This window comes from Azospirillum himalayense (genome assembly GCF_042657465.1).
GTDB lineage: Bacteria > Pseudomonadota > Alphaproteobacteria > Azospirillales > Azospirillaceae > Azospirillum > Azospirillum himalayense.
In genome coordinates this window covers 39,462-64,633 of sequence record NZ_JBHSLC010000035.1, presented here as the reverse complement: position 1 = coordinate 64,633, position 25,172 = coordinate 39,462, and the positions used below count along the sequence as shown (strand labels likewise).

Sequence of the window (25,172 nt, the reverse complement as noted above, 5' to 3'; positions counted from 1 at the left end):
TGTATTGCGGAATGGCGACTGCGCTCTGTGATGACGCGGACCCTTGGCGGACGCGCCGGTTCGCGGTATCCATGAAAGAATTGTGGATTTGAGAGCGCGATGGCGGACGGTTCGGCGAGCGGTGGCTTGAGGGATGCGCGGGGGCGGCTGATCGATCCGGATTCGCCGCTGGCGCTGAAGGCGCATCGCACCAACCTGCTGAACGTGACGGCGGAAACGCTGTGCGCGGAGGCCTTCAACGACGAGCCGCGGCGCCTGCGCATCGGCGGCACGCGCAGCGAACACGCCGTGCTGTTCGAAGCGCTCGACGAGAGCCCGAACAGCCTGATCGCCGCCGACATCTTCCAGCACTACATGGCCTTCACCTTCGGGCTGAACCCGGACTTTTCCGGCGCCGAGGGCGCGGACGGACGGCGGCGTTACCGCGCCAGCTACCTGCGCCTGCTGAAGGGGTGGCTGTTCGACAGCAACAACGCCGAGGGTGCGGTTCTGAAGGGCTGGGTGGAGAGCCGCTTCGGCCTGCTGCCCACCTATCACAAGGAACCGATCCTGCGCTTCGCCTCCGACGCGTGGCGGACCTACGGCGAGGAGAAGGTCGCCACCCGCTTCCACAACAACAACATCAACCTGCAGCTCGACCTGCTCTACGAATATTGCCAGTGGTGGATGCGCCGCGGCTGGCCGGACGCGCCGATGCCGTCCCGCGCCAGCCACATCCGGCTCTACCGCGGCGTCAACGATTTCGAGGAGCACCACATCGTCGCGCGCCCCGACAAGCGCACGGCGGTCCTGCGCCTCAACAACCTCAGCTCCTTTTCCATCGAGCGCGACATCGCCGGCCAGTTCGGGGACTACATCCTCGAAACCTGGGTGCCGCTCACCAAGGTGGTCTTCTTCCGCGACATCCTGCCCCGCTACCCCTTCAAGGGGGAGGGCGAGTATCTGGTCGTCGGCGGGGACTACAGGGTGGGGGTGTCGCTTCTCTGACAACCGATCACGGGACAGATCCGGCCCATGACTGACCATTCCATCCGCTCACGCGCGCTGGGCGCCTATCTCGGGCTGGCCTGCGGCGACGCGCTGGGCGCCACCGTCGAGTTTCTGACAAAGGGCGAGATCGCCCACCAGTACGGCGTGCACAAGCACATCAAGGGCGGCGGCTGGCTGAAGCTGCCCGCCGGGCAGGTGACCGACGACACCGAGATGTCGATCCATCTCGGCCGCGCCATCCTGGCCGCCCCGGAGTGGGACGCCCGCCGCGCCGCGGAGGAGTTCGCCGTCTGGCTGAAGGGCGTTCCCGTCGATGTCGGGGACACGACACGGCGCGGCATCCGCCGCTTCATCATGCACGGCACCCTGTCGGAGCCGGAGAGCGAATACCACGCCGGCAACGGGGCGGCGATGCGCAACCTGCCGGTCGCCCTGGCGACGCTGGGCGACGACGCGGCCTTCGAGCGCTGGACGGTGGAGCAGGCGCACATCACCCACTGCAACGCCATGTCCGACGCGGCGACCTTGACGCTCGGCCACATGGTGCGCCGTCTGGTGCTGGGCGGCGGCGTGCGCGACGTGCGCGACGAATCGAACAAGCTCATCGAGAAGCACCGGCAGTTCAAATTCCAGCCCTACCGGGGCCTCGCCACCGCCTACATCGTCGATACGATGCAGACGGTCATGCACTATTATTTCCAAACCGATTCCGTGGAGTCCTGCGTCGTCGAGACCGTCAACCAGGGCGGCGACGCCGACACCACCGGCGCCATCGCCGGCATGCTGGCCGGCGCCACCTACGGGGTGGAGACCATCCCGCCGCGCTGGCTGCGCAAGCTCGACCGCAAAGTCTATGATGAAATCTGCGCCCAGGTGGACGGGCTGCTCGCCCGCTCCCCGGCGCTCAAGCAGGGGTGACCGCGACCATGGCCGACGTGATCTTCTTCGAAAAGCCCGGCTGCGCCGGCAACAACCGCCAGAAGGCCCTGCTGGCGGAGGCCGGGCACACCGTCCACGCCCGCGACCTGCTGTCCGAGCCCTGGACGGCGGACCGCCTGCGCCCCTTCTTCGGCGACCGCCCGGTGGCCGAGTGGTTCAACCGAAGCGCCCCGGCGGTGAAGAGCGGCGAGGTTGATCCGGATGCGCTGGACGAGGCCGCCGCCCTGGCGCTGATGCTGAAGGCGCCGCTGCTGATCCGCCGTCCGCTGATGCAGGTGGGCGACCGCCGCGACTGCGGCTTCGAGGCGGAGCGGGTGGACGCCTGGATCGGGCTGGCCGCCGGGGCGCCGGAGGGCACGCTGGAAGGCTGCGCCCGCGCCGGGATGCCGCCCTGCCCACCACCCGCAAAGGGGTGACGGGACAACCCGGACTGTCGTAGGTTTGCCCCCGTCCTGTTTGAAACCCGACATTTCAGCGATGGGGGCCGATCCATGTGCGAACTCCTGGGCATGAGCGCCAACGTGCCCACGGACATCTGCTTCAGCTTTCGCGGCCTGATGCGCCGCGGCGGGCAGACCGGTCCGCACCGCGACGGCTGGGGAATCGCCTTCTACGAGGGGAAGGGCTGCCGCGCCTTCCACGACCCGGCGCCGAGCTGCGAGTCGGAGATCGCGCGGCTGGTCAGCAGCTATTCGATCAAGTCCTGCGTGGTGATCTCCCACATCCGTCGCGCCAACCGCGGCCGGGTGTCGCTGGAGAACACCCACCCCTTCACGCGGGAGCTGTGGGGCCGCGTCTGGACCTTCGCCCACAACGGCCAGCTCAAGGGCATCAAGGAACGGACGCTGACCTTCTACGAGCCGGTCGGGACGACGGACAGCGAGCACGCCTTCTGCTGGCTGCTCGACCAGATCCGCATGCAGTATCCCGAACCGCCCAAGAGCAGCGGCGCGCTGATGCGGCTGATCCGCGACCTCGCCACCGACCTCGGCACGCTGGGTGTCTTCAACATGCTGCTCAGCGACGGGCGGTACCTGTGGTGCCATTGCGCGACCAACCTCGCCTGGCTGACCCGCAAGGCCCCCTTCGGCCCGGCGACGCTGATCGACGAGGACATGAGCGTCGATTTCGCCAAGGAGACGACGCCCGACGACGTGGTGACGGTGGTCGCCACCCGCCCCCTGACCCGCGACGAGAATTGGACCGTCATGAAGAGCGGCGAGATGGTCGTGTTCAAGGGCGGCAATCGGGTGCGCTGACCGAGGATTGTTCTGATCTGTGCAACGAAGATTGGCGAAATCGGGGCTCAATCGATTGGCGTAAGCGGGCTTATGGTCACTTCCGAGACAAACCGAAGCGGTGACGGTGCCGGACCGGCGCCCCGCTTCCCGGACAGGAAGACGTGACCATGAAGATCCTTCGCATCGACTCCAGCCCGCTGGGCGACGCCTCCGTTTCGCGCCAGCTCACCGCCTCGATCGTCGCGGCGCTGCGCCAGGCGACGCCGGACGCCGAGGTCTCGCACCGCGACCTGACCGTCGCCCCGCCGGATCACCTGACCGGCGAGCTGATGCAGGTGGTGAAGTTCCGCAACCTGGAGGGCCTGACCGCCCGCCAGCAGGAGGAGCTGGCCCTGACCGACGCGCTGGTCGACGAGTTCCTGGCCGCTGACGTCGTGGTGATCGGCGCCCCGATGTACAACTTCACGGTCCCGACCCAGCTCAAGGCCTGGATCGACCGCATCGCCCAGGCGGGTCGCACCTTCCGCTACACTGAGACCGGCCCGGTCGGTCTGGCCGGCGGCAAGAAGGTCTACATCGCCTCGACGCGCGGCGGCGTCTACTCGACCAACGCCGCGATGAGCGCGCTGGACCACCAGGAGGCCTTCCTGCGCACGGTGCTGGGCTTCCTGGGCGTCACCGACGTGACGGTGATCCGCGCCGAGGGCGTCGGCATGGGCCCGGACGCCCGCGCCAAGGCGCTGGCCGCCGCCCAGCAGGAGATCGACGCCCTGGCGACTCCGGTCGCGGCGTGAGGATCGCCGCGTTCCCTCTCGATGTCCCCTCTCCCCTCCGGGGAGAGGGTTAGGGTGAGGGGGTTGCGCGTGGCGGACCGGTCCGGCACAAGCGCAACCCCCTCACCCGGCCCTTCGGGCCACCCTCTCCCCGGAGGGGAGAGGGGAGCTTCGCGACGCGCTAGCTTTAATTGGCCCCCATCGCTTCGCTGATCCGCCGGACCGCCTCGTCCAGAGGCAGGTCGAGGCGGGTGATGTTCTGCAGCTCCAGGAAGCGCGCCTCGTTCTTCGACAACTCGCCCTCGATCACCGCCCAGTGCTTGTCCGACGACCGCTTGGCGATCTGGCGGGCAAAGGTGCGCTGGATTTCCTGATCGAAGCGGCAGCCGAGATAGAGGAAGCTCCGGCCCGCCCGGCGTTCCTGCACGACGGCGGGAATCGGCGTCTGGATGTCGATCTCCGTCAGGATCTCGACGAAGTCGCTGTCGGAAATCAGATAGTTGCCCGCCGGGGTGGCGCTGCCCGACGGCTTGTAGAGCAGGGTTTCCCAGCCGGACGCCGTGGCGGCCTCGACCTCCGCCCCGCCCGGCGCGTAGAATTTCACCCATTCGCCGACGCCCTGCGGATGGGACAGGCCCTGGATCTGGCCCCAGCTCCGGCCGGCGTCGGCGGTCAGCAGGCTTTCCAGCGTGTTGTCGTACCAGACATCGACGATCATCGGCGGGGCGGGCAGGGTGGCCAGCCATTGGTGCACCGGCGTCGCCGAGACCTCGCGCTTGAAGATCTCGTTCAGGAGGCCGTCCAGCGTCTTGCGGTGGCGCCGCGATTCGATGAATTGGGCGACGGCGGTCAACTGGCTGCGGATGCGGCCCGGTGCGGCGACCTTGGCGTTCAGCCGCTGCGCCAGCTCCAGCGAATTGCGCGGGATCGGGCAGTCGGCCTCCGGCAGCAGCGCGAAGGCGCCCGGCCCGAGATAGGGTACCACGCCCCGCGCCTTCAGCGCCGCGGCGATCTGCGCGATGATGGTGTCGGTGTCCGTGCTGTCGATGACGGCGATGTCGGTCATGCTAACCCCGTTCGGCTGGCGTTTGCCCCCTCCCTGACCCTCCCCTGCTGCGCGGGAGAGGGGAATGGCGCCGGGAAGGGGCCGCGTTTCACAAATAGATCGCCGCGCCCGCCCCCGTGTTGACGGTGGCGTCCTTCAGCGTGTCCACGATGAACTGCACCTGATCGACGGTGACCTTGTGGTGCAGCGGCAGGGCCAGCACGCGGTCGACCGTCTTCTGGCAGACCGGGCAGTCGGCCCGGCTGGCGCCGCGCTCCTGGTAGTATTGCTGGGTGTAGAGCGCCTGACCGTAGTCCGACGCCTCGACGTCGTGGGTCGCCAGATCCTCCAGCACCGCCTTGCGCCCCGAGGCGGTGAAGCGGGTGCCGAGATGCACGGCGTAGACCATCGGGTGCACGTCGTCGGCGCCCGGCCCCTTGTAGGGCGGCTTGATTCCCTCGAAGCTGGCCATGGCCGCCTCGTAGAAGCCGACCACCGCCCGGCGCTTCGCCAGGATCTCCGGCAGGCGCTTCAACTGGACGAGGCCCAGCGCGGCGGTGATGTTGCTCATCCCCGCCTGGAAGGGGATGGTCCGGGTGATGACCACCGTGTTGCGGTGTTCCATCTCGCGCCGGCGCAGGTAGCGGAGCTGATGGGCGAGGTTGCGGTCGTCGGTGACGATCATCCCGCCTTCGCCGGTCACCAGAACGCCGGGTTCGGAGAAGTCGAAGATGGCGCAGTCGCCGAAGCTGCCGACCAGCTTGCCCTTGTAGGAGGAGCCGATGGCCTCGGTCGAATCCTCGATCAGGATCAACCCCTTGTCGGCAGCGAGCGCGCGCAGCTCGTCCCAATGGGCGGGGTGGCCGTTGACGTTGCCGGCCAGGATGGCCTTGGTCCGCGGCGTGATCTTCGCCTCGGCCTTCGCCGGGTTGATGGTGTGCTGCCAGTAGTCGATGTCGACGAAGACCGGCTCCGCCCCGGCCAGCGCGATGGCGTGCTGCACCTGATGCCAGCCGAAGGGGGAGCAGAGCACCTCGTCCCCCGGCCCGATGCCGTAGGCTTTCAGAACCATCAGCGTGGCGATGGTGCCGCTGGACACCGCGACCGCGTGGGAACGGCCGAGCCAGGCGGCGAAGGCCTCCTCGAACCCTTCCGTCATCCGCCCGTCGCTCAGGCTGCCGGAGGTGAGGATGCGGCCGATGACCGCCACCTCCGCCTCGGACATGTCCGGGTCGATCAGCGGGATGTAGTCGCCGAGTCCGCCGTCGTCGTCGTCTTCGGCTGTGCCGTCCTGGGGCATCGTCATTCCGCGATCCTCGTTCATACCGGCACGCCGATGACGTGACGTGCCGTATTGCGTTCAGACGCCACGCGGGCTTCGCCGCGCCATGGGCGCGGCGTCAGTCGTCCTCGTCCCGTTGCGCGATCACCACGCCGGTCGCCGTCTCCGGCTTGTTGGTGATGAGCCAGCAATGGTTGGAACCATCCACGAGGTAGAGGTTGAAGCCGGGCTCCTCCCGGAAGGCGTCCTCCGCCATCACCGCGGCGTGCGCCCCGGTGACGTTGGACAGGTCCGGGTTCGCCTCGCGCACGGAGCGGACCACGGCGTCGAGCCGGGTGCCGTCCGCGAAGAGCTTGCCGGCCAGGGCGGCGATGGCGTCGATCCGTTCCGGGGACAGGGCCATGGCCGTCACTCCGCGCCGCGCTTCTTGGCTTCGACGGTGATGGGCAGGCGGGTGTCCGCCGGCATCTCCGGCAGGTCGAGCGTCCAGCCGTTGGCGACCTTGACCCAGCCGCCCCACAGGCCCGGCTTCTCCATCTCGGTGATGGGCTCCTCCAGGTCCTTCTTGGCGACGTAGATCGTGTACTGCTCACCGGCCTTGCGCACCATCACCTTCATGTCACTCTCCAGTCGTCGTGTGTTTGGCTGTTCTCTGGTCAGGCCGCGATCCGCGCGTAGAGCGCGGGAAACTCGTTGAGGACCGATTCCACCTCTTCCGCCGTGCTGTAGCGGCTGAGGGAGAAGCGCAGGCTGGCCGCGGCCTCCGCCGGGGTCAGGCCCATGGCGGTCAGGACGTGGCTCGGTTCGTTGCCGCCGGACGCGCAGGCCGCCCCCATGGAGACGGCGATGCCGGCGCGGTCGAGCCGCATCAGCAGTTCCTCCGCGTCCAGCGGGCGGCCCTGCGGGTCGGCGAAGCGGATGTTGCTGGTGTTGGACAGGCGGTCCGCCCCCTCGCCGTTGACCCGGCTGCCCGGCCAGGCGGCGAGCACGCCTCGCTCCAGCCGGTCGCGCAGGATCGCCATGGCGCCGGCCTCCGCCACCGTGGCTTCGGCGCGGCCGGCGGCCACGCCGAAGCCGACGATGGCCGGCACATTCTCCGTCCCGCCGCGGCGGTGGCGTTCCTGATGGCCGTGGATCAGCGGGGCGAAGGGCACGCCCTTGCGGATGAAGAGGGCGCCGATGCCCTTCGGCCCGTGCATCTTGTGGGCGGACAGGGTCAGCAGGTCGGCGTTCACCGCGTCGACCTTGATGGGCAGCCGCCCGGCGGCCTGCACCGCGTCGGTGTGGAACAGGGCGCCGCGCGCCTGGGCGATGTCGGCGGCGTCGCCGACCGGCTGGATCGCCCCGGTCTCGTTGTTCGCCCACATCACGGAAACCAGCGCCGTCTCCGCCGTCACCGCGTCGCGCAGGTCGGCGAGCGCGATGGTACCGGCGCCGTCCACCGGCAGGACGGTGACCCGCCAGCCTTGCCGTTCCAGGTCCCCGGCCAGCATCAGCGTGGAAGGGTGCTCGATCGCCGTGGTGACGAGGTGGCGGCGCTCCGGACGCTCCGCGGCGACGGCCCGCAGCGTGCCGAGCAGGGCCGTGTGGTTGGCCTCCGTCGCGCTGGCGGTGAAGAGGATGTCCGCCGCCTTCGCGCCGACCAGCGCCGCCACCCGGGCGCGCGCCTCGCCCACCGCCCGCTTGGCCGCCATGCCGGCGGCGTGCGGGCTGGAGGGGTTGCCGAACTCCCCGAACAGGTGCGGCAGCATCGCCTCCCGCACCTCGGGCGCCAGCGGGGTCGTCGCGTTGTTGTCGAGATAGATCATGGGTCCATCGCAGGCCGTGGCGGGGAGGGGGCGGTCAGTCCATCACGCCGGGGACGCCGCGGCGGCGGCCATCGGCGGGCGTGATCTCCTCCTCCAGGCAGCCGACGACGACGCCGGCCGGGAACTCCACCAGATAGACGGGGATCTGCGTGCCCTCGGCGTGGCCGATGCGCACGATGGTGCCGGGCGTGCCCTTCGGGGCCAGAAGGGCGCCGTCCTCGGCGTTGGGGTGGCTGCCGTCGTTGTGGAGGTCCACCGCGGCGGTGACCATCAGGCCCCAGTCGTAGAGCGGCTCGCGGGGCGGGATGAAGCCGGGTTTCTTCGCTTCGGTAACGGCGTCGCTCATCGCGTGCTCCTCAGGCGGGAAGGTCATTGCGGGTCGTTGCAGCGGGCGTCGACCAGTTCGAGTTCCTTGGCGCGCATGCCGACGATGATGCGCTTCTCGTAAAAATCGACGCCGTAGATGTAATACATCTGCAGGTAGGTGCCGATGGACTTCACATAGCCGATGTCCCCGGTGCGGATCAGAAAGTCGCCCATCGGGCGCCCGGGATAGGTGCCGTCGTTGCGCACGTCGCGAAGGGCGCGGACCTTCTGGCCCTCCTCGAAGGCGGGGCGGTCTTCCAGTTCGATCGTCTCGTTCGGATCGCGGGCGCGCTCGCGCATTCGGTGCTCCTTGGTGCGGGGGCGTCAGTCTGGGATCAGGTCGCCGGTGGCGGGCAGTCCGGCGCGGCGCTTCTGCGCCACGGTGCGGACGTCGTCCACCGGGTCCTCGGTCAGCGGGGCGAGGTCTTCGGGCGGCAGGCGGCTGGCGACGACGAAGCGCACGCACCAGTCGGTGTCGTGGATCAGCGCGGCCAGCTTTTCCGGCGGCAGGCGCCGGGCGACGACCATGCGCACGCGGGCGCTGTCGTCCCAGGCCATGCTCATCAGCCATTCCAGCCCGATGCGGTTGGCGACCTCCAGCCGGATTTCCGGATCCTCGTCGTGCATCATCGCCGGCAGCATGCCCTCGGGCACGCGGCGGGCGACGCGCAGGCGGACGGAATAGTCGGGGTCGCGCATCAGCGGCGAGAGGTCGGCGTCCTCCAGCCGGGAGGCGACGGCGATGCGCACTTCGCGGTCGGGGTCGCCGCGCATCTTCAGCAGCAGGCGGCGCGGCAGGCGGCGGGCGACGGCGGCGCGCACCGTCTCGTCGGGGTCGTCCATCAGCCGCGGCACGATGAAGATCGGCGCGAAGCGGGCGGCGTTGGCGCGGACCTCGAAATAGGGATGGTCGAGATGCTCGCCGGCCAGATCGTCGTTCCATTGGAAGAAGCGCTGGATGCGCTTGGCGTAGCGGTCCTGCACGCAGGCGCGCAGCGGTTCGCAGCGCCCCTCGGCCAGACGGTCGCGGTAGGCGCAGCCGTCGCAATCGACGGGGTTGCCCAGCCAGTCCAGCGCCTTGTCGATGTCGTCGCTCATGCGTCGTCCTCCGGGCCGGCTTCGTGGCGGTCGGCGACGGCGAGCAGGCGGGTGGTTCCGAAGCGGTCCTTCGGGTCCAGTTCCCGGACCTTGTTCAGGGCCTCGCGCCCTTCGGCCAGACGGCCCAGGCGCAGATGCAGGTAGCCGACCGCGGTCAGGGCGAACAGGAACAGGCGCGGGGCCGGCTCCAGACCCGCGAAGTCGGCGTGATCATTGCCGACCATGCGCCAGTCGGTGTGGTTCAGGCCGATGGCCGCCATGGCGTGGCCGAGCATCCGCTCGCCGTAGAGCAGGGCGGTGTCCAGGTTCGCCTTGTAGAAGTGAAATTTGTAATGGCCGAGATCGACGAGCCGGTGCCCCGGCGCCAACTCGGCGGCGCGGGCGAGGTGGTGCTCCGCCGCCTCGGCGTCGGCGTGGTTGGCGGCGGCGAGATGCAGGAACCGCTCCGCCTCGGGCGGCAGGTCGCCGCCGTAGTAACGGCGGTTGAGCCAGCCTTCATCCACCTCGTCCAGCATGGCGGTGCGCTCCATGGACACCCTCTCCCGTGATGGGACGGGAGAGGGGTTTCGGGCGATCAGGCCGGGACGCAGCAGTCGGCCGGGCAGACCGAGGCGCACTGCGGGCTGGAGAACTGGCCCTTGCACTCCGTGCACATGTCGGCGTTGATGGCGTAGGCGCCCTTCTTGAAGCTGATGGCGTTGTTCGGGCACTCGGCCTCGCAGGCGCCGCAGGCGGTGCAGTCGGAAGCCTTGATCTTGTAAGCCATGACACTCTCCTTGCAGGTGGGGCGGCTGTTGCGGTGGGCCGCCGGGTAAATCCGTGGGTTCTGGTCGGTCTCTTGGGTATCAGGCGCGCAGGGCGGTGAAGGCGCCGGTGCGGATCACCGCGTCCTGCCCCTCGCGCGCGTTGATCGCACCTTGGCCGAGGCGCTCGGCGTAGTCCTTGAAGTAGGTCAATGCCGACTCTTCGATGTATTCGAAGGCGAAGCGGTCAACCGGCTCGATGCCCGCGTCCTTGAGGTTCTGCGACGGGCAGCCGCCGATCTTGGCGACGAAGACCGCGGTGCAGTCGTTGATCGCCGACAGCACGCCGCCGAGCGCGTCCTCGTCGCCCGATCCACCTTCGCAATACTGGTCGACGCGGCGGTGACCGACGAACTTGGCGCCCTTCGGACCGACCTCGTAGATCTGGAATTCCTTGGCGTGGCCGAAATGCTCGTTGATGCGCTCGCCGCCCTTGGTGGCGACGGCGATCAGGATCGGCTGCACTTCGGTGCCGACCGCCTCGGCGACGTCGGCCTGCGCGGCGGCCTTGGCGGCGTGGCGCCCGGCGCGCTCGCCCTCGACATGCTCGCGGTAGGTGCGGGCGGCCTCCTGGTCGTACTCCACCTCGCCCATCGCCTCGATCTGGTCGATGGTGAATTCGGAACCGCGATCCTCGCCCAGCAGGCCGACCGCGTCGGCGCGGCACTGGCGGCAGTGGCGCATCAGCTTGGCCCCGCCTTCGCACTGGTCCTGCAGGACCTTCAACTCCTGCGCGGTCGGGCCGCGCTGGCCGGTCAGCCCGAAATGCGTGCCGTGCGCCGGGTCGGAGATCAGCGGCATGATGTTGTGCAGGAAGGCGCCGCGCGACTTCACGGCCTTGTTCACGTCCATCAGGTGCTCGTCGTTGATCCCCGGGATCATGACGGAGTTCACCTTCACCAGGATGCCGCGCGAGGTCAGCATCTCCAGCCCGAGCATCTGCCGCTCGTGCAGGATCTTGGCGGCGTCCAGGCCGGTCCAGCGCTTGTGGTCGTGGAAGATCCAGGGGTAGATGTGCTGCCCGACCTCGGGATCGACCATGTTGATGGTGATCGTGACATGGTCGATGTTGTAGTTCGCGATGGTGTCCACATGGTCGGGCAGGGCCAGACCGTTGGTGGACAGACACAGCTTCAGGTCCGGCGCCTTCTTCGCCAGCATCTCGAAGGTCTTGAAGGTGTTCTTGCCGCCCGCCGCCAGGCTGTCGCCGGGGCCGGCGATGCCGATGACGGAGAGCTGCGGGATCTCCTTGGCAACCGCCATGATCTTGCGGAGCGCCTGATCGGGGGTCAGCTTCTCGGAGACCACGCCCGGCCGGCTCTCGTTCGAGCAGTCGTATTTGCGGTTGCAGTAGTTGCACTGGATGTTGCAGGCCGGCGCCACAGCGACGTGCATGCGGGCGAAATAGTGATGCGCTTCCTCGGAGTAGCAGGGGTGGTTCTTCACCTTCTCCCACACCTCCGGCGCCATGTCGGCGGGGCCGTCCGACGACCCGCAGGAGGAGGACGCGCAGCCGGAGGCGGCGGCGGGCGGCGCCTCGACGGAGGCTTTCAGTTCACCCACGCCCAGGATGCTGTCGAGCGAAATAACGTTGGCCATCGTCCACTCCCTTCCCAGCCGCGCCGTCGGCGCCCTTGGTCAGGTCGTTAAAAGCAAGTTCGGGGCCAACCTGGTGAATTGTGGAGTTTCAGAGGGTTAGGCGGTTGTGTCGGGCTTGCGGGCCATGTCGGCAATCCGACAAAGGCGGACAAAGCCAAACAATGGCCGACAAACACGCCGCCTGTCGGGGACCCGACACGGGGCGCTGATGGGGTAACGGACTGGCATCGATTTCCCTCTCCCGTCCCGGGAGAGGGGGGCGCCAAAGGCGCCGGGTGAGGGTCGTGCGAGGATCAGCGGCTCGATCCTTGCCGGCACCCTCACCCTCCCACCGCTGCCGCGGCGGGTCCCTCCCTCTCCCGGGGCGGGAGAGGGTTGATCACGCGCTCCCCACCTGGAAGGCCAGGACATGGTCCTCGTCCGGGCGCAGCGGTTCTCCCCCGAAGCCGATCAGGCCGCTGCCGGTCAGCTTCGTCGAATCGCGGCGCAGCAGCAGGGAGGGGGAGTCGCCCGTGCGGATGAAGGTGCCGTTGGTCGAATGGTCGGTCAGCAGGAAGCCGCCGCGGCTGAACTCGATCACCGCGTGCTGGCGCGAGGTGCGGCGGGAGGAAATGCGCAGGCCGCAACCCACGTCGCGCCCTACCGCGATGCGCGGCAGCAGCGGGGTCAGCGTCGCGTCGGCGCTGCGCCCGGACAGACGCAGGGAGGGCAGGCCGCGCCTGCTGCCGGGCTCGGACAGGGGCAGGCCGACGGTGGCGTTGTCCTCGGCCTCCGGCGTGGCGTCGCCGTCGCGGATCTGGTGAACTCGGACCGGGGCCGTCTTTCCCTTCACCGAAACGCTGTTCAGAAGGCGGGCCCGCTTCCGCAGGGCCGGAGAGAGGCGGTCGACCAGATCGTCGCTCGCCAGGATCTCGCCGGGGCGGGCGATGGCTTCCAGCCGGGCGGCGACGTTGCAGGCGTCGCCGTAGAGGTCGCCGGGGCCGGCGATCACCGGGCCGAAATGCAGCCCGGCGCGCAGGCGCAGACCGAAGTCCCCTTGCCGTTCCATCATGGCGAGCGCGGATCGGGCGGCGCTGTCGCTGGCGGGGAAGCAGGCCAGCAGCCCATCGCCCAGGCTTTTCACCACCGTGCCGTCGTTCTCCCCGACGATCCGGCGCAGGCCCCCCAGCACCCGCTGGGTCAGCGCCGCCGCCTTGCGGTCGCCCGCCAGTTCATAGAGCAGCGTGCTGTCGGCGATGTCCACGAAGAGGAGCGCGAGAGGCTTTTCCATCCCGTGCAAAGGCCCGAAGCTGGAGGTTGCGGGAAGCGGGGTACAGCGTACAGCCGATGTCGCACCGTCATATCACAACCGTTCGTAACGGTTACAGGGGACTTGGGACCCGCAGGCCGCGCTGGGGTCTTGCCACGGGCAAAGCACCGGAAGGACCTCAGCGGATGTGTTGATTGAAAGTTTTTTCCCTCATAAGATGCATGGCCGGTGTTGATCGCGGTTGGAAGCGTGCCGCCGCCGGCATTGCCATTCAGGGAGAGGACCATGACGGTGTCCAGCGTCGCATCCACGGCCTCTTCGCTCCCGCCCCCGCCTCCGCCCCGGTCGCCGGCAACGCTCGCGTCGCCAGGGGCGACCGCCGCGAGCGGCAGTGCCGCGTCCGATCGCGTGGCGCTGAGTGGGCTCGGCGGGGCACTTCGCGGCGACGGATTGACCGCCTTCGGTGCCCTGTCGGACGCCCAGCGCCAGCAGTTGGCCGATCTTGTCGACAGCGGGAAGATCAGCGGCGAGACGGTCAACGACGCGCTCACGCAGCGGCTGAAGCAGGCCCGCGTCAGCGCCATGGGCGCGACGCAGCGCATGTACAACAACGATCACGCCGATCTTTTCTTTGATGAGGCGACCAGCGTCGACGATCTGCGCGGTGCCTTGTCCCAGACTCTGGCCCGGCGGTCGTTGCTGATGGACAAGCTGACCGCGGCGATGCGCGAGGACGAATGGGCGTCGGCGTCGAACGATCTGGCGGCGCGGACGATGAATCCGCTCCTGGCGAAGGACCGGACCGGGATGTCGCGCTACATCATGCCGGGCTTCTTCTCCATGGACTTTTCCGATTCCCGCCTGAATTCCACCAAAAAGCAGGGGGATGCCACCTACAGCCTGAAGGCGTTGGGCGTCGATCTCGACGCGATCGACAAGGCGCTGCGCAAGACCGGCGAAGAGGATGCCGCCGCCATCCTGTCGGAGCGGGCGGGCCTGCCGGTCTCCCGAAGGGTGGCGGCCGATCAGGACTATTCGGTGGACGACGCCCTGGTGAAGCCCCTGACCGCGCCACTGGGCGCTTCGCCGCCGGATGCCCACGACTACCCGAACCCCCTCGACTACGGCAAAAAGCTGCGCGAGTTTCTCCAGGCGTCCTTCTCGGAACTGCGCAAGGTCGGTGAGTTGGGAGGGCATACGGTGTATCAGGTCGACCGTCCCGACCATATCCCGCGCCCCCGGGACCTCCCCACGCCTTCATCAGCGGGCGCCCCCATTGCTCAGGGAGAGCCGGTGGGGCGCCAATACATGCTTGGTTTGGCCACCCGTTACTGATCGGCCCGTCGTTGCCCGGAAGGGAACCCAGGCGCCAAGTGAGTCCCCGTCCCTCAGAAGCGCTTGATCTCGATGTTGTACTTGCGCAGGGCGTAGCTCACCTGACGGGTCGTCATGCCGAGCAGGCGCGCGGCCTTGGCCTGCACCCAGCCGGTGCGCTCCATCGCCCAGAGCAATCGGTCACGCAGCGATCCCGACTCCGGCTCGTCCAGCGGCACCTCGGCGGCGGGCGGCGGAGCGGCATTGGCAGCCGATGCGGGCGCAGGAGCCACGGCGGCGGCGCTCGGCTCGGGCAGGGGCAGAGGGATCAGGGGAACCGGAACCACCGGCTGGGCGGCGCCGCAGACAGGCGACGGGCCGGCGGAACAGCCCGATGCGCAGGCCGGCCACGCGCCGCCGCCGGCACCCACCGGTTCCGGCACAGGGGTCGGGATGGCAGGGGTCTTCGGCGCGTTGGCCGGCGCCGGAACGCCGGGGCGTCCCGGAGGAACGCGGTTGACGGCCCCCGGCCCCATGGACGGGGCGAGCCCGCCGACCGAGGCGCCCAGCGTGCGGTACTGGAACAGGACGGAGGAGTTGCAGAGGTTGAGGCTGCAGGACAGGGACTCGGTGCGGATGATGCCGTCGCGCGACTGGGTGGCCGCGCGCTCGATACAGTTCTCCAGCTCGCGCACGTTGCCGGGCCAGGTGCAGCGGTTCAGCACCTCCAGCGCCTCGTCCTCCATGACGAGGGCCATGCCGTTGTCCTTGGCGAACTTCGCCACGAAATGGCGGGCCAGCGGGCCGATGTCCTGGCGGCGCTCGCGCAGCGGCGGCAGATGAATCGTCACCACGTTGATGCGGAAATACAGGTCGGCGCGGAACTTGCCATGGCCGACCGCCTCCTCCAGGTTCAGGTTGGTGGCGCAGATCAGCCGGACGTCGGTCTTGATGGTCTTGGACCCGCCGACCCGCTCGAACTCCTGCTCCTGCAGCACGCGCAGCAGCTTGGCCTGGAAGTTGGGGGAGATGTCGCCGATCTCGTCGAGGAACAGCGTGCCGCCCGACGCCAGCTCGAACCGGCCCTTGTGGTCCTTCTGCGCGCCGGTGAAGGCACCCTTCTCATGGCCGAACAGCTCCGATTCCAGGAGCGATTCGGGCAGGGCGGCGCAGTTCACGCGGATGAAGGGGGCGTCCTTGCGCGGCGACATGTTGTGGATGGCCCGAGCGATCAGCTCCTTGCCGGTGCCGCTCTCGCCGCGGATCAGCACGGTGGACTTGAAGGGCGCCACCCGGTGGACCTGGGCCATCACCTCCAGCATGTTGGGGCTGGTGCAGACCACGTCGTTGATCGGGGCGGCGATGGGGCGCAGCTCCTTCTGCATGCGGAAGGTTTCCCGCATCATGAAGCGGCGCTCCTCGGCCACGGTGCGGTGCAGCCGCACGGTCTGGCCGATCAGGTTGGCGACCATGGTCAGGAAGCGCACGTCGCTGCCGAAATGCCCCTGCGGCCCTTCGTCGGAAATGCGGTCGATGGTCAGCACGCCGACGACCACCCCCGCGGCCTTGATCGGCACGCCGACCAGCGAGGCCACCTGCTCGTCCAGGTCCTCGCGCCCGCCGGTGCGGTTCAGGAACAGCGGTTCCTCCGCCAGGTTCGGGACGACGGCGGGCATGCCGGTCTTCAGGATGCGGCCGGTGATGCCTTCCCCGTCGCGGAATTCGATCTGCGCCGCGGCCTCGTTCGACAGGCCGTTCGCGGCGACCAGCCGCAGCACATTGTCCTCGCCGACCAGATAGACGCGCCCGCGGTGCATCTGCAGCTGGTAGGCCAGCGCGCGAAGCACCTCGCGCAACGTCTGCTGGAGGTCGAGAGAGGAACCGAGGATCTTGCTGACCTCATAGATGGTCAGCAGTTCCAGGTTCGACGTGGACTGGCGCATTGCACCCGGCATGATCGACACCCCCTGCTCAACCGGGACTCCGGACGTCGCGCACCAGCGCGCTCGTCGCATTGATCCCGGCACGGCGCCTTGAACCGTTCCTCCCGGGGTGGGGTGTGCGCTCGTTGCTGATCGGCGCCTTTGACCACCGGTGCGCCCGCCGCGCGTGCTTCCGTGACAAGCCGTTCGCGCTGCGGACTGTCGAAAGTTTCGGAAACTCTCGGTCGAAAGGCAAGCCCTTTTGCATATCAGTTGCTGCGCCGCACAATGACTTACGGCTGCGGCAGAACGGCGCAACCCTTGAGAAAACTGGAATTTCTACCGTCAAACAGCTAATAACTGACTGGTCAGTAATATTTTCTCCACCCTGGAGGACGGCATGCCGGAGGATGATCCCGCCGTTCCGCGCTGGCGCCGCCGGAAGGAGGCGCGCCCCCGGGAGATCGTCGACGCCGCCCTGACCGTCTTCGGCGAGCGCGGCTTCGCGGCGGCCCGGCTGGAGGACGTCGCGGCGCAGGCCGGGGTCAGCAAGGGCACGCTCTACCTCTACTTCCCGAACAAGGAGGAGCTGTTCAAGGCGGTGGTCCGCGAGGCCATCCTGCCCAACCTGGACATGGCCGAGCGTCTGCTGGCCGGGGCGCAGGGGCCGAGCTTCGCCGTGCTGGAAACGCTGCTGACGCTCTTCGCGACGCGCATCCTGAAATCGCGCGCCGGCGCCATCCCCAAGCTGATCATCGCCGAGGCCGGCAATTTCCCCGATCTCGCCCGCTTCTATTACGACGAGGTGATCCGCCGCGCCTTCGCCCTGCTGGCGGCGGTGCTGGAGCGTGGCATCGCGCGCGGGGAGTTCCGCCCGGTGGACGTCGACTCGACCGTCCGGCTGATCGTCGCGCCGATGCTGATGAGCGCGCTGTGGCGCTCCTCCTTCGAGGCGCTGGAGGGGCGCCCGCCGGATGTCGCGGCTCTGCTGGCCGCCCATCTCGACGCGCTGCGTCGGACGCTCGCCCCGGAGGGAGGGCCGCCGTCATGAGCTGGATCGCCGAAACGCTGGCGGCGGCCCTGTCCGTTCTCGGGCTGGGAGGCGGGGACGCCGTGCCGCTGGCCCATGGCTATGCGGAGGGCGAGTATCTGCGCATCGCTGCCCCGGTGGCCGGGACGCTCGACACGCTGGCGGTGACGCGCGGCGGGCGGGTGGAGGCGGGCGCACCCCTCTTCGCGCTCGACCGCACCAGCGCGCGGGCGGAGCGCGACCGGCTGGCTGCCGCGCTGGGGCAGGCGCGGGCGCAACTGGCCGATCTGCGGACCGGCCGGCGCCCCGACGAGCTGGCGGTGGTCGCCGCCCAGCGCGCGCAGGCCGAGGCCGCGCTGCGCTATTCCGAAGCGGAGCTGGCGCGGCAGCAGACGCTGGTGGCGCGCAAGGTCAGCTCCGACGACCGGCTGGACGCCGCCCGCGCCAGCCGTGACGGCGACCGCGCGCGGCTGGAGGAGCTGACCGCGCAACTGGCGGTCTCCAACCTGCCGGCCCGCCCCGACCAGATCCGCGCGGCGGAGGACGCCGTCGCCCAGGCCGAGGCGGCGCTGGCCCAGGCGGACAAGCGCTTGGCTGAACTGGCCCCGTTGGCGCCCGAGGCGGCGCTGGTCGAGGACACGCTGTTCAATCCCGGCGAATGGGTGCCGGCGGGCGCCCCGGTGGTCTCGCTGCTGCCGCCGGGGAAGCGGAAGCTGGTGGTTTTCGTCCCGGAGCCGTTGATGGTCCGCGTCCGTCCGGGGGACCGGGTGACGGTGCGCTGCGACGGCTGCCCGCCCGGCCTGTCGGCGCGCGTGACCTATGTGGCGCCGCGGGTGGAATACACCCCGCCGGTGATCTACAGCGTCGGCAGCCGCGAGAAGCTGGTCTTCCGTGTCGAGGCGCGGCTGGAGGACGGGGCGGCGCTCAACCCCGGACTGCCGGTGGATGTGGAGCTGCCGCCATGACCGGAGACGCCGTCATCGACGTGCGCGGTCTGGTCAAGCGCTTCGGCGCCAAGACGCTGGTGGACGGCTTTTCCATCCGGGTTGCGCGCGGGCAGATCTACGGCTTCCTGGGGCCGAACGGGTCGGGCAAGACGACGACCATCCGCATGCTCTGCGGGCTGCTGACCCCCGACGCCGGGGAGGGGACCTGCCTCGGGTTCGACATCCGCCGCCAGAGTACCGCCATCAAGCGGCAGGTCGGCTACATGACCCAGAAGTTCAGCTTCTGGGAGGATCTGAGCATTGCCGAGAATCTGGATTTCGTCGCCCGCATGTACGGGCTGCCGGACCGGCGGCAGAAGGTCGCCGCGGCGCTGGAGCGGCTGGGGCTGGGCAACCGCCGGGCGCAGCTGGCGGGCGAGCTGTCCGGCGGCTGGAAGCAGCGTCTGGCGCTGGCCGCCTGCATCCTGCACGAGCCGAAGCTGTTGCTGCTCGACGAGCCGACCGCGGGCGTCGATCCCAAGGCGCGACGGGAGTTCTGGGACGAGATCCACCGGCTGGCCGGCGACGGGCTGACCGTGCTGGTCAGCACCCATTACATGGACGAGGCCGAACGCTGCCACGCCATCGCCTACCTCGCCTACGGCCGGCTGATGACCCAAGGCAGCGTGGAGGCGGTGATCGCCAATTCGGGACTGGTCACCTACGAGGTGGGCGTGCGGGGGGCGGAGGGGTCGGATCTCAGGCACGTCGCGGCGGCGCTGCGCGACCGTCCCGGTGTCGAGATGGTCGCCGCCTTCGGCGCCCGGCTGCATGTCAGCGGTGGCGACGGTGCGGAGCTGGAGGAGGCTTTGCGCCCCTGGTCCGGCGACTCGGGGCTGGCGGTGAGGCGGACGGAGCCGACGCTGGAGGACGTGTTCATCCATCTGATGAACCGCAGCACGGACAACTTCACATGACCGCGCCGGGGACTGGAGAAGCCGAGCCATCCCCGCACCGTCGCAACCGCCGGTGCGGGAACGGCGCGCGGTCATTCGATCGATGCGGAGGTCACGCCGGTGTTCTTGTTCCAGCGCAGCGTCAGCTTGGAGATCTTGCAGAGATTCAGGTTCTGCCAGACCGCCGATTCACCATCATCGTAGATGACCTTCATATCCCACTTGCAGGTCTTCTCGGCCTTGTCAAAGCTCAGTTCGAACTCTTCGCCGTCGTCGAGGACATCACGGCCGAGAATGTCTTCGTCCCACTTCTCGTTGGCCGACTCGCTGACGTAGATGTGCTTCAGCGCGTAACCCGTCTCATTCGCGATGGTGAAATCCTGTTGCCCGGCGAGGGCAGCGCCATGAAACAGGAACAGGGCAGCGATCGCGGCAGCGCCCTTGGCAAGAATAGATGTCACGGTATGTCTCCCGCATACGAGTTAATCCTTTTGGACGGTGCTTTAAGCAATTTCGATATGTCAATGGGAGCGAAGTCGCCCGCTGCGGCGTTGAAATAAAAGTTGTGTTTCTTTTTTGAAATGCACGGTTGGGGAGGGGCTCATGGCGCGGTTTTCCTTCGCGCGCTTCGTCGCGGTGATGGTGAAGGAATTCATCCAGATGCGGCGCGACCGGCTGACCTTCGCCATGATGGTGGGGGTGCCGGTGCTCCAGCTCGTGCTGTTCGGATTCGCCATCAACTCAGACCCGAAAAGCCTGCCGACCGCCGTCCACGCCGCCGATTCCAGCCCCTTCGCGCGCACGCTGGTGTCGGCGATGGCGAATTCCGGCTATTTCGACGTGACCCTTGGCGCCGCCAGCCCGGCGGAGCTGGACCGCCTGCTGGCGGAGGGGCGGGTTCAGTTCGCCGTCACCATTCCCGCCGGCTTCGCCCGCGACCTGCAGCGGGGCGAGCGGCCCGTGCTGCTGGTCGAGGCCGACGCGACCGACCCGGCGGCGACCAGCAACGCGCTGGCCGCCCTGTCCACCCTCGCGCGGCAGGCGCTGGACCCCGAGCTGACCGGGCCGCTGGCCCATCTGCGCTCCACCCCCGACCCGGTCGAACTGCGGGTCCACCGCCGCTACAACCCGGAGGGCATCACCCAGTACAATGTGGTGCCCGGCCTGATGGGCGTGGTCCTGACCATGACCATGGTGATGATGACCGCGCTTGCCGTCACCCGCGAGCGGGAGCGCGGGACGATGGAAAACCTGCTGGCGATGCCGGTCCGCCCGTTCGAGGTGATGCTGGGCAAGATCGTGCCCTTCATCCTGGTCGGCTACATCCAGGTCGTCATCATCGTCCTGGCCGCCCGGCTGCTGTTCGGCGTGCCCATCGTCGGCAGTCTGGCCCTGCTGTCCGCCGTGCTGGTGCTGTTCATCGCCGCCAATCTGGCGGTGGGGTTCACCTTCTCCACCGTGGCGAGGAACCAGCTCCAGGCGATGCAGATGTCCTTCTTCTTCTTTCTGCCGTCCATGCTCCTGTCCGGCTTCATGTTCCCCTTCCGCGGCATGCCCGGCTGGGCGCAGGTGGTGGGGGAGGTTCTGCCGCTGACCCATTTCCTGCGCATCGTCCGCGGCATCCTCCTGAAGGGCAACGGCCCGGCGGAGATCGCGGAGGAGGTGGCGGCGCTGCTCGTCTTCCTCATGGTGGTCACGATCGTCGCGCTGAAACGCTACCGGCAGACCTTGGACTGAGCAGTAAACGGGGGTCGGGCGTTGCTCTCCACTCTTGCCGGCAAGTCGAAATCGGCTGTGACATGAGCGTGAGCCTCACATTTCGTTAAGAAACATTGGCTCTAATCTTTCCCGATTGGCGGTCCGTGGGGGAAGATGATGGGGCGCTTGGCGATTGGCCCGACGATCGGGATTCTTGCGGCGGCCCTGATCGCTGCTGCTCTCGCCGGACCGGCCGAGGCCGCATCGTCCAAGAAGAAGAAGCCCGCACCGCCGGCTCCCAACTCCATCGCCTGGAGTCAGGTGAGCGGTCCCGCCCTGGGTCCGGCCCAGTCCATCGGCGGCTACGCCGCGGGCTGCGTCACGGGGGCGCAGGCCCTGCCGGGGGAGGGCACCGGCTATCAGGTGATCCGCATGTCCCGTCAACGCTATTACGGACATCCGGAACTGATCGACTATCTGAAGGGCTTCGGGCGGAAGGTCGCGGCGGCGGGGCTGGGGACCGCGCTGATCGGCGATATGGGACAGGCGCGCGGCGGCCCGATGAGCTTCGGCCACGCCAGCCACCAGATCGGGCTGGACGCCGACGTCTGGCTGCGGCTCGACCACCCGCCGATGGGGCGCAACGCGCGGGAAAGCCTGACCGAGATCAAGTACGTCGATTACGGGCGCGTCCGCGTCACCGAGGACTGGTCGGAGCGGCAGGCCCAGCTCGTTCGCATCGCCGCCAGCGATCCGCGGGTGACCCGCATCTTCGTCAACCCGGCGATCAAGCTCGCCATGTGCCGCCATTCCTGGCCGGACCGCGCCTTCCTGCGCAAGCTGCGGCCCTGGCACGGCCATGACGGGCACATGCACATCCGCCTGGGCTGCCCGGCGGGAAGCCCGCAGTGCGAGGACCAGCGCGACATTCCCGACGGCGACGGCTGCGGCGACGAGGTCGCGTCCTGGCTCGGCTCCGTCTACCCGGTCGTGGAGAGGCACAACGGCAAGCCGCAGCCGCGCTACGTCAGCATGCCGCCCGCCTGCACCGCGGTGCTGCGCGCCGCCGGGACGCGGGTCGCCGCCATGGACGATCCGCACGCGGAGAAGGCGTTACGGTAATGTGACGCAGGATTTTGCGCTTGCGCGAACGGAGCGCCCGGATACTGTGAAAGTCGGAATGAATTCGTCCGGCGGTCCAGGCAACGGGGCAGGCGCGAAGGCGATGAGCGATAACAGCGGACACGATCACGCGGGCGCTCCCCGCATCACGCTCAAGACCCGCCTTCACGCCTGGTGGGAGGGGTACGACCTCTCCGGCCTGAAGGGCCGGGGCGGGGAAGGGGACGGCAAGCCGCAGGCTGGCGCCGCTCCGGTCCAGCCCGCCGCCCGCGGGCATGGCCCCGGCGTGAACCGCTGGGGAAAGCCGCTGTGGAGCGCCACGCGGATCGAGGTGGCGGAGAAGCTGTGGGGCGAGGGCTTCAACACGCCGGGCGGCCACGACCACATCCCCTATCTGGTGAAGCCGCTCGGCCTGAATCCGGCGATGAGCGTGCTGGACCTGTCGGCCGGTCTGGGCGGCACCAGCCGCACCATGGCGAGCAAGTACGGCTGCTGGGTCACCGGTCTGGAGGCGTCGGAGCTTCTGGCGAAGGAGGGGATGATCCGCTCCTTCAAGGAAGGGCTGGAGAAGAAGGCCCCGATCGAAACCTACGACCCGGAGAATTTCAGCTATCCCAAGCGCGTGGACGCCATCGTCTACAAGGAGGGGATGTTCTCCGTCCGCGGCAAGGACCAGTTGTTCGACGGGATGGAACTGGCGCTGAAACCGCGCGGCCACCTGCTGATGACCGATTACGTGATCGAACCGGCGCTGGCCGGGGCCAAGGCCGTCCAGATCTGGTGCGACAAGGAGCCGATGCAGCCCCATCTGTGGTCCAAGGACCAGATGGCCGCCGCCTTCGCCCAGCGGAACCTGGATCTGCGGATCGCCGAGGACATCACCGACACCCACCGCGGCCTGATCGTGAGCGCCATCCAGGGGCTGGTCGAGCATCTGGAACGCCATCATCTGGATCACGAAACCAAGCTTGCGGTGATGGACGAGGTCGAACTGTGGGTCCGCCGCGTGTCCGCCATCGAGGCGGGCATGAAGGTGTGCCGTTTCTACGCGCTGAAACCGGCGGAGTAGCGTCGAAACGGCCGCATCCGGCGGGAAACGCAACCGCCACGGGGGCCGTTGACAGCGGGGGTGCGCCGCACTATGGTGCGCGCCTTCGATCGAGCCGCCGACCGACCAGGATGAAGAACTATGAAGATCGTTAACTCTCTCAAGTCGATGAAGACGCGCCACAAGGCCTGCCGCGTGATCCGCCGCAAGGGCCGCGTCTACGTCATCAACAAGCAGAACCCGCGCTTCAAGGCCCGCCAGGGCTGAGACCGGCGGCCGGGTCCGCCCGGCCGACGAGCAAAGGTTTCTCGCAAGAGCCGCGCCTTTCGGGCGCGGCTCTTGCGTTTTGGGGATCGGTTCGCCCATTGGCCGATCCCTCACCGGCTTGTGTCCTTCCCGCCGGCAATGATACCACTGGTTACGGAATGCATCCGGAACCAACCGGTGCGAATCACGGGGGAGGACGACCGGCCATGCGGATGCCCGCGCCCGACGACGGCGTCATCGCGCGCCGCCGCGAGATCATCGCAGCGCTGCGGGCCATCATGCCCGGCGAGGGGGTGATCGTCGACGAAAGCGAACTGCGCGCCTATGAATGCGACGGGCTGACCGCCTACCGCCAGCTTCCCATGGTCGTGGTGCTGCCCAGCACGACGGAACAGGTGAGCCGGGTGCTCAGGACCTGCAAGGAGATGGGGGTGAAGGTGGTGCCGCGCGGCGCCGGCACCTCCCTGTCGGGCGGCGCGCTGCCTCTGGCCGACGGCGTTCTGCTGGGGATGGGCAAGTTCAACCGCATCCTTGACATCGACTTCGCCAACCGCTGCGTGGTGACGCAGCCGGGGGTGACCAACCTCGGCATCTCCAACGCGGTGGCGCACGAGGCCTTCTATTACGCGCCCGACCCCTCCAGCCAGATCGCCTGCACCATCGGCGGCAACATCGCCGAGAATTCCGGCGGGGTGCATTGCCTGAAATACGGGCTGACCACCAACAACGTGCTGGGGCTGGAAATGGTGCTGATGGACGGCACCATCCTGCGGCTGGGCGGCAAGCACCTCGACGCCGGCGGCTACGACCTGATGGGCGTGGTCACCGGTTCCGAGGGGCTGCTGGGGGTGGTGACCGAGGTCACGGTGCGCATCCTCAAGAAGCCGGCCACGGCGCGGGCCGTGCTGATCGGCTTCCCGACCAGCGAGCAGGGCGGCGACTGCGTGGCCGCCATCATCGCCGCGGGCATCATCCCCGGCGGCATGGAGATGATGGACAAGCCGGCGATCCACGCGGCGGAGGATTTCGTCCACGCCGGCTACCCGCTGGACGTCGAGGCGCTGCTGATCGTCGAGCTGGACGGCCCGGCGGCGGAGGTCGACCACCTGATCGATCAGGTGGCGGAGATCGCGCGGTCCAAGGGCTGCTGCTACTCCCGGGTCTCGACCTCGGAGGAGGAGCGGCTGTCCTTCTGGGCGGGGCGCAAGGCGGCTTTTCCGGCGGTGGGGCGCATCAGCCCCGATTATTACTGCATGGACGGCACCATCCCGCGCAAGGCGCTGCCCCTGGTGCTGCACCGCATGCAGGAGATGTCCGACCGCTACGCCCTGCGGGTCGCCAACGTCTTCCACGCCGGGGACGGCAACCTGCACCCGCTGATCCTCTACGACGCCAACAAGCCGGGCGAGCTGGAGCGGGCGGAGGCCTTCGGCAACGACATCCTGCGGCTGTGCGTCGAGGTCGGCGGCGTGCTGACCGGCGAGCATGGCGTAGGGGTGGAGAAGCGCGACCTGATGACCGACCAGTTCGACGAGGTCGATCTCGACCAGCAGCAGCGCATCAAATGCGCCTTCGACCCCGACGGGCTGCTGAACCCCGGCAAGGTCTTCCCCAAGCTGCACCGCTGCGCCGAGCTGGGCCGCGTGCACATCCACAAGGGGGAGCTGCGCTTCCCCGATATTCCCCGATTCTGAGG

At 68.6% G+C, this 25,172-nt stretch carries 28 protein-coding genes; 14 read left to right on the top strand and 14 right to left on the bottom strand.

Annotation, left to right across the window (positions count from 1 at the left end; translation table 11 throughout):
• Positions 1-99: 99 nt before the first annotated feature.
• The 5 genes from ACFPMG_RS16910 (at position 100) to ACFPMG_RS16890 (ending at position 3,964) form a co-directional block, all read left to right on the top strand.
• A complete protein-coding gene (locus ACFPMG_RS16910) occupies positions 100-987 on the top strand; it encodes an NAD(+)--dinitrogen-reductase ADP-D-ribosyltransferase (protein ID WP_376996311.1) in 888 nt (295 codons plus the stop codon).
• A gap of 27 nt (positions 988-1,014) precedes the next feature.
• Positions 1,015-1,908 carry an ADP-ribosyl-[dinitrogen reductase] hydrolase gene (draG, locus tag ACFPMG_RS16905; RefSeq protein ID WP_376996310.1) on the top strand — a complete coding sequence of 298 codons (894 nt, stop codon included), beginning with the start codon at positions 1,015-1,017 and terminating at the stop codon, positions 1,906-1,908.
• A gap of 8 nt (positions 1,909-1,916) precedes the next feature.
• The gene (locus tag ACFPMG_RS16900) at positions 1,917-2,345 is read left to right on the top strand and encodes an ArsC/Spx/MgsR family protein (RefSeq protein ID WP_376996309.1); all 429 of its coding nucleotides are present in this window, start codon (positions 1,917-1,919) and stop codon (positions 2,343-2,345) included.
• Between the two features lie 75 nt (positions 2,346-2,420).
• A complete protein-coding gene (locus ACFPMG_RS16895) occupies positions 2,421-3,188 on the top strand; it encodes a class II glutamine amidotransferase (RefSeq protein WP_376996308.1) in 768 nt (255 codons plus the stop codon).
• A gap of 149 nt (positions 3,189-3,337) precedes the next feature.
• Positions 3,338-3,964, top strand: a complete 627-nt coding sequence (locus tag ACFPMG_RS16890) for an FMN-dependent NADH-azoreductase (protein ID WP_109068576.1) — start codon at positions 3,338-3,340, stop codon at positions 3,962-3,964.
• Positions 3,965-4,130: 166 nt separating this feature from the next.
• Here the strand turns inward: ACFPMG_RS16890 and ACFPMG_RS16885 are convergent, their stop codons facing one another.
• The 12 genes from ACFPMG_RS16885 to ACFPMG_RS16830 form a co-directional block, all read right to left on the bottom strand.
• Positions 4,131-5,009 carry an SIR2 family protein gene (locus ACFPMG_RS16885; protein ID WP_376996307.1) on the bottom strand — a complete coding sequence of 293 codons (879 nt, stop codon included), beginning with the start codon at positions 5,007-5,009 and terminating at the stop codon, positions 4,131-4,133.
• Positions 5,010-5,097: 88 nt separating this feature from the next.
• On the bottom strand, positions 5,098-6,294 hold the full coding sequence (locus tag ACFPMG_RS16880) for a DegT/DnrJ/EryC1/StrS family aminotransferase (protein ID WP_376996306.1): 1,197 nt from the start codon (positions 6,292-6,294) through the stop codon (positions 5,098-5,100).
• A gap of 94 nt (positions 6,295-6,388) precedes the next feature.
• Positions 6,389-6,673 carry a hypothetical protein gene (locus ACFPMG_RS16875; RefSeq protein ID WP_376996305.1) on the bottom strand — a complete coding sequence of 95 codons (285 nt, stop codon included), beginning with the start codon at positions 6,671-6,673 and terminating at the stop codon, positions 6,389-6,391.
• Positions 6,674-6,678: 5 nt separating this feature from the next.
• Positions 6,679-6,888, bottom strand: a complete 210-nt coding sequence (nifT, locus tag ACFPMG_RS16870) for a putative nitrogen fixation protein NifT (protein WP_035672252.1) — start codon at positions 6,886-6,888, stop codon at positions 6,679-6,681.
• 38 nt (positions 6,889-6,926) lie between these two features.
• Positions 6,927-8,078, bottom strand: a complete 1,152-nt coding sequence (locus tag ACFPMG_RS16865) for a cysteine desulfurase family protein (RefSeq protein ID WP_376996304.1) — start codon at positions 8,076-8,078, stop codon at positions 6,927-6,929.
• A 34-nt stretch (positions 8,079-8,112) separates the two neighbouring features.
• Positions 8,113-8,424 (bottom strand): nitrogen fixation protein NifZ, encoded by a 312-nt coding sequence (locus ACFPMG_RS16860; RefSeq protein WP_014239798.1) that lies wholly within the window; start codon positions 8,422-8,424, stop codon positions 8,113-8,115.
• Positions 8,425-8,447: 23 nt separating this feature from the next.
• Positions 8,448-8,744, bottom strand: coding sequence for a nitrogen fixation protein NifZ (locus ACFPMG_RS16855; protein ID WP_114860847.1), 297 nt, complete (start codon positions 8,742-8,744; stop codon positions 8,448-8,450).
• Positions 8,745-8,768: 24 nt separating this feature from the next.
• Entirely contained in the window at positions 8,769-9,542 is a 774-nt protein-coding gene (locus ACFPMG_RS16850; RefSeq protein WP_376996303.1) for a 4Fe4S-binding leucine-rich repeat protein, read from the bottom strand.
• Positions 9,539-10,072, bottom strand: coding sequence for a hypothetical protein (locus ACFPMG_RS16845; protein WP_376996302.1), 534 nt, complete (start codon positions 10,070-10,072; stop codon positions 9,539-9,541). The genes ACFPMG_RS16850 and ACFPMG_RS16845 overlap by 4 nt, the downstream gene beginning before the upstream one ends.
• A gap of 44 nt (positions 10,073-10,116) precedes the next feature.
• Positions 10,117-10,308, bottom strand: a complete 192-nt coding sequence (locus tag ACFPMG_RS16840) for a 4Fe-4S binding protein (protein WP_114860844.1) — start codon at positions 10,306-10,308, stop codon at positions 10,117-10,119.
• Between the two features lie 79 nt (positions 10,309-10,387).
• On the bottom strand, positions 10,388-11,944 hold the full coding sequence (gene nifB / locus ACFPMG_RS16835; protein WP_376996301.1) for a nitrogenase cofactor biosynthesis protein NifB: 1,557 nt from the start codon (positions 11,942-11,944) through the stop codon (positions 10,388-10,390).
• A gap of 379 nt (positions 11,945-12,323) precedes the next feature.
• A complete protein-coding gene (locus ACFPMG_RS16830; RefSeq protein ID WP_376996300.1) occupies positions 12,324-13,214 on the bottom strand; it encodes an adenylate/guanylate cyclase domain-containing protein in 891 nt (296 codons plus the stop codon).
• Between the two features lie 264 nt (positions 13,215-13,478).
• Here ACFPMG_RS16830 and ACFPMG_RS16825 point away from each other — a divergent pair, with 264 nt between their 5' ends.
• Positions 13,479-14,528: a hypothetical protein gene (locus ACFPMG_RS16825; RefSeq protein WP_376996299.1), complete on the top strand. Its 1,050-nt coding sequence runs from the start codon at positions 13,479-13,481 to the stop codon at positions 14,526-14,528.
• Between the two features lie 53 nt (positions 14,529-14,581).
• Here ACFPMG_RS16825 and nifA read toward each other — a convergent pair whose 3' ends face one another.
• Positions 14,582-16,462, bottom strand: a complete 1,881-nt coding sequence (gene nifA / locus ACFPMG_RS16820; protein ID WP_376996298.1) for a nif-specific transcriptional activator NifA — start codon at positions 16,460-16,462, stop codon at positions 14,582-14,584.
• A gap of 367 nt (positions 16,463-16,829) precedes the next feature.
• Here nifA and ACFPMG_RS16815 point away from each other — a divergent pair, with 367 nt between their 5' ends.
• The 3 genes from ACFPMG_RS16815 to ACFPMG_RS16805 are packed head-to-tail and all read left to right on the top strand — an operon-like array spanning position 16,830 to position 19,362.
• Complete coding sequence (locus tag ACFPMG_RS16815; RefSeq protein ID WP_376996297.1) at positions 16,830-17,480, top strand: TetR/AcrR family transcriptional regulator; 651 nt, start codon at positions 16,830-16,832, stop codon at positions 17,478-17,480.
• Complete coding sequence (locus ACFPMG_RS16810; RefSeq protein WP_376996296.1) at positions 17,477-18,424, top strand: HlyD family secretion protein; 948 nt, start codon at positions 17,477-17,479, stop codon at positions 18,422-18,424. The genes ACFPMG_RS16815 and ACFPMG_RS16810 overlap by 4 nt, the downstream gene beginning before the upstream one ends.
• Positions 18,421-19,362 (top strand): ABC transporter ATP-binding protein, encoded by a 942-nt coding sequence (locus ACFPMG_RS16805; RefSeq protein ID WP_376996295.1) that lies wholly within the window; start codon positions 18,421-18,423, stop codon positions 19,360-19,362. Before ACFPMG_RS16810 ends, ACFPMG_RS16805 begins: the two co-directional genes overlap by 4 nt.
• A 71-nt stretch (positions 19,363-19,433) precedes the next feature.
• Here ACFPMG_RS16805 and ACFPMG_RS16800 read toward each other — a convergent pair whose 3' ends face one another.
• Positions 19,434-19,802 carry a hypothetical protein gene (locus tag ACFPMG_RS16800; RefSeq protein ID WP_376996294.1) on the bottom strand — a complete coding sequence of 123 codons (369 nt, stop codon included), beginning with the start codon at positions 19,800-19,802 and terminating at the stop codon, positions 19,434-19,436.
• Positions 19,803-19,944: 142 nt separating this feature from the next.
• Between ACFPMG_RS16800 and ACFPMG_RS16795 the strand changes: the two genes are divergently transcribed.
• The 5 genes from ACFPMG_RS16795 to ACFPMG_RS16775 all read left to right on the top strand — a co-directional run bounded on the left by ACFPMG_RS16795 (position 19,945) and on the right by ACFPMG_RS16775 (position 25,170).
• Positions 19,945-21,078 (top strand): ABC transporter permease, encoded by a 1,134-nt coding sequence (locus ACFPMG_RS16795; RefSeq protein ID WP_376996293.1) that lies wholly within the window; start codon positions 19,945-19,947, stop codon positions 21,076-21,078.
• 138 nt (positions 21,079-21,216) lie between these two features.
• Complete coding sequence (mepA, locus tag ACFPMG_RS16790) at positions 21,217-22,161, top strand: penicillin-insensitive murein endopeptidase (RefSeq protein WP_376996428.1); 945 nt, start codon at positions 21,217-21,219, stop codon at positions 22,159-22,161.
• Positions 22,162-22,264: 103 nt separating this feature from the next.
• Positions 22,265-23,230 (top strand): SAM-dependent methyltransferase, encoded by a 966-nt coding sequence (locus ACFPMG_RS16785; protein WP_376996292.1) that lies wholly within the window; start codon positions 22,265-22,267, stop codon positions 23,228-23,230.
• 120 nt (positions 23,231-23,350) lie between these two features.
• Positions 23,351-23,476 carry a type B 50S ribosomal protein L36 gene (ykgO, locus tag ACFPMG_RS16780; protein WP_012973122.1) on the top strand — a complete coding sequence of 42 codons (126 nt, stop codon included), beginning with the start codon at positions 23,351-23,353 and terminating at the stop codon, positions 23,474-23,476.
• 206 nt (positions 23,477-23,682) lie between these two features.
• A complete protein-coding gene (locus ACFPMG_RS16775; RefSeq protein WP_376996291.1) occupies positions 23,683-25,170 on the top strand; it encodes an FAD-linked oxidase C-terminal domain-containing protein in 1,488 nt (495 codons plus the stop codon).
• The last annotated feature ends 2 nt before the right edge of the window (positions 25,171-25,172 follow it).

Bases quoted from the DNA above. Each gene is read 5' to 3' on its own strand.
- ACFPMG_RS16910 (WP_376996311.1), top strand. From the start codon at position 100: ATGGCGGACGGTTCGGCGAGCGGTGGCTTGAGGGATGCGCGGGGGCGG.
- draG (WP_376996310.1), top strand. From the start codon at position 1,015: ATGACTGACCATTCCATCCGCTCACGCGCGCTGGGCGCCTATCTCGGG.
- ACFPMG_RS16900 (WP_376996309.1), top strand. From the start codon at position 1,917: ATGGCCGACGTGATCTTCTTCGAAAAGCCCGGCTGCGCCGGCAACAAC.
- ACFPMG_RS16895 (WP_376996308.1), top strand. From the start codon at position 2,421: ATGTGCGAACTCCTGGGCATGAGCGCCAACGTGCCCACGGACATCTGC.
- ACFPMG_RS16890 (WP_109068576.1), top strand. From the start codon at position 3,338: ATGAAGATCCTTCGCATCGACTCCAGCCCGCTGGGCGACGCCTCCGTT.
- ACFPMG_RS16885 (WP_376996307.1), bottom strand. From the start codon at position 5,009: ATGACCGACATCGCCGTCATCGACAGCACGGACACCGACACCATCATC.
- ACFPMG_RS16880 (WP_376996306.1), bottom strand. From the start codon at position 6,294: ATGACGATGCCCCAGGACGGCACAGCCGAAGACGACGACGACGGCGGA.
- ACFPMG_RS16875 (WP_376996305.1), bottom strand. From the start codon at position 6,673: ATGGCCCTGTCCCCGGAACGGATCGACGCCATCGCCGCCCTGGCCGGC.
- nifT (WP_035672252.1), bottom strand. From the start codon at position 6,888: ATGAAGGTGATGGTGCGCAAGGCCGGTGAGCAGTACACGATCTACGTC.
- ACFPMG_RS16865 (WP_376996304.1), bottom strand. From the start codon at position 8,078: ATGATCTATCTCGACAACAACGCGACGACCCCGCTGGCGCCCGAGGTG.
- ACFPMG_RS16860 (WP_014239798.1), bottom strand. From the start codon at position 8,424: ATGAGCGACGCCGTTACCGAAGCGAAGAAACCCGGCTTCATCCCGCCC.
- ACFPMG_RS16855 (WP_114860847.1), bottom strand. From the start codon at position 8,744: ATGCGCGAGCGCGCCCGCGATCCGAACGAGACGATCGAACTGGAAGAC.
- ACFPMG_RS16850 (WP_376996303.1), bottom strand. From the start codon at position 9,542: ATGAGCGACGACATCGACAAGGCGCTGGACTGGCTGGGCAACCCCGTC.
- ACFPMG_RS16845 (WP_376996302.1), bottom strand. From the start codon at position 10,072: ATGGAGCGCACCGCCATGCTGGACGAGGTGGATGAAGGCTGGCTCAAC.
- ACFPMG_RS16840 (WP_114860844.1), bottom strand. From the start codon at position 10,308: ATGGCTTACAAGATCAAGGCTTCCGACTGCACCGCCTGCGGCGCCTGC.
- nifB (WP_376996301.1), bottom strand. From the start codon at position 11,944: ATGGCCAACGTTATTTCGCTCGACAGCATCCTGGGCGTGGGTGAACTG.
- ACFPMG_RS16830 (WP_376996300.1), bottom strand. From the start codon at position 13,214: ATGGAAAAGCCTCTCGCGCTCCTCTTCGTGGACATCGCCGACAGCACG.
- ACFPMG_RS16825 (WP_376996299.1), top strand. From the start codon at position 13,479: ATGACGGTGTCCAGCGTCGCATCCACGGCCTCTTCGCTCCCGCCCCCG.
- nifA (WP_376996298.1), bottom strand. From the start codon at position 16,462: ATGCCGGGTGCAATGCGCCAGTCCACGTCGAACCTGGAACTGCTGACC.
- ACFPMG_RS16815 (WP_376996297.1), top strand. From the start codon at position 16,830: ATGCCGGAGGATGATCCCGCCGTTCCGCGCTGGCGCCGCCGGAAGGAG.
- ACFPMG_RS16810 (WP_376996296.1), top strand. From the start codon at position 17,477: ATGAGCTGGATCGCCGAAACGCTGGCGGCGGCCCTGTCCGTTCTCGGG.
- ACFPMG_RS16805 (WP_376996295.1), top strand. From the start codon at position 18,421: ATGACCGGAGACGCCGTCATCGACGTGCGCGGTCTGGTCAAGCGCTTC.
- ACFPMG_RS16795 (WP_376996293.1), top strand. From the start codon at position 19,945: ATGGCGCGGTTTTCCTTCGCGCGCTTCGTCGCGGTGATGGTGAAGGAA.
- mepA (WP_376996428.1), top strand. From the start codon at position 21,217: ATGGGGCGCTTGGCGATTGGCCCGACGATCGGGATTCTTGCGGCGGCC.
- ACFPMG_RS16785 (WP_376996292.1), top strand. From the start codon at position 22,265: ATGAGCGATAACAGCGGACACGATCACGCGGGCGCTCCCCGCATCACG.
- ykgO (WP_012973122.1), top strand. From the start codon at position 23,351: ATGAAGATCGTTAACTCTCTCAAGTCGATGAAGACGCGCCACAAGGCC.
- ACFPMG_RS16775 (WP_376996291.1), top strand. From the start codon at position 23,683: ATGCGGATGCCCGCGCCCGACGACGGCGTCATCGCGCGCCGCCGCGAG.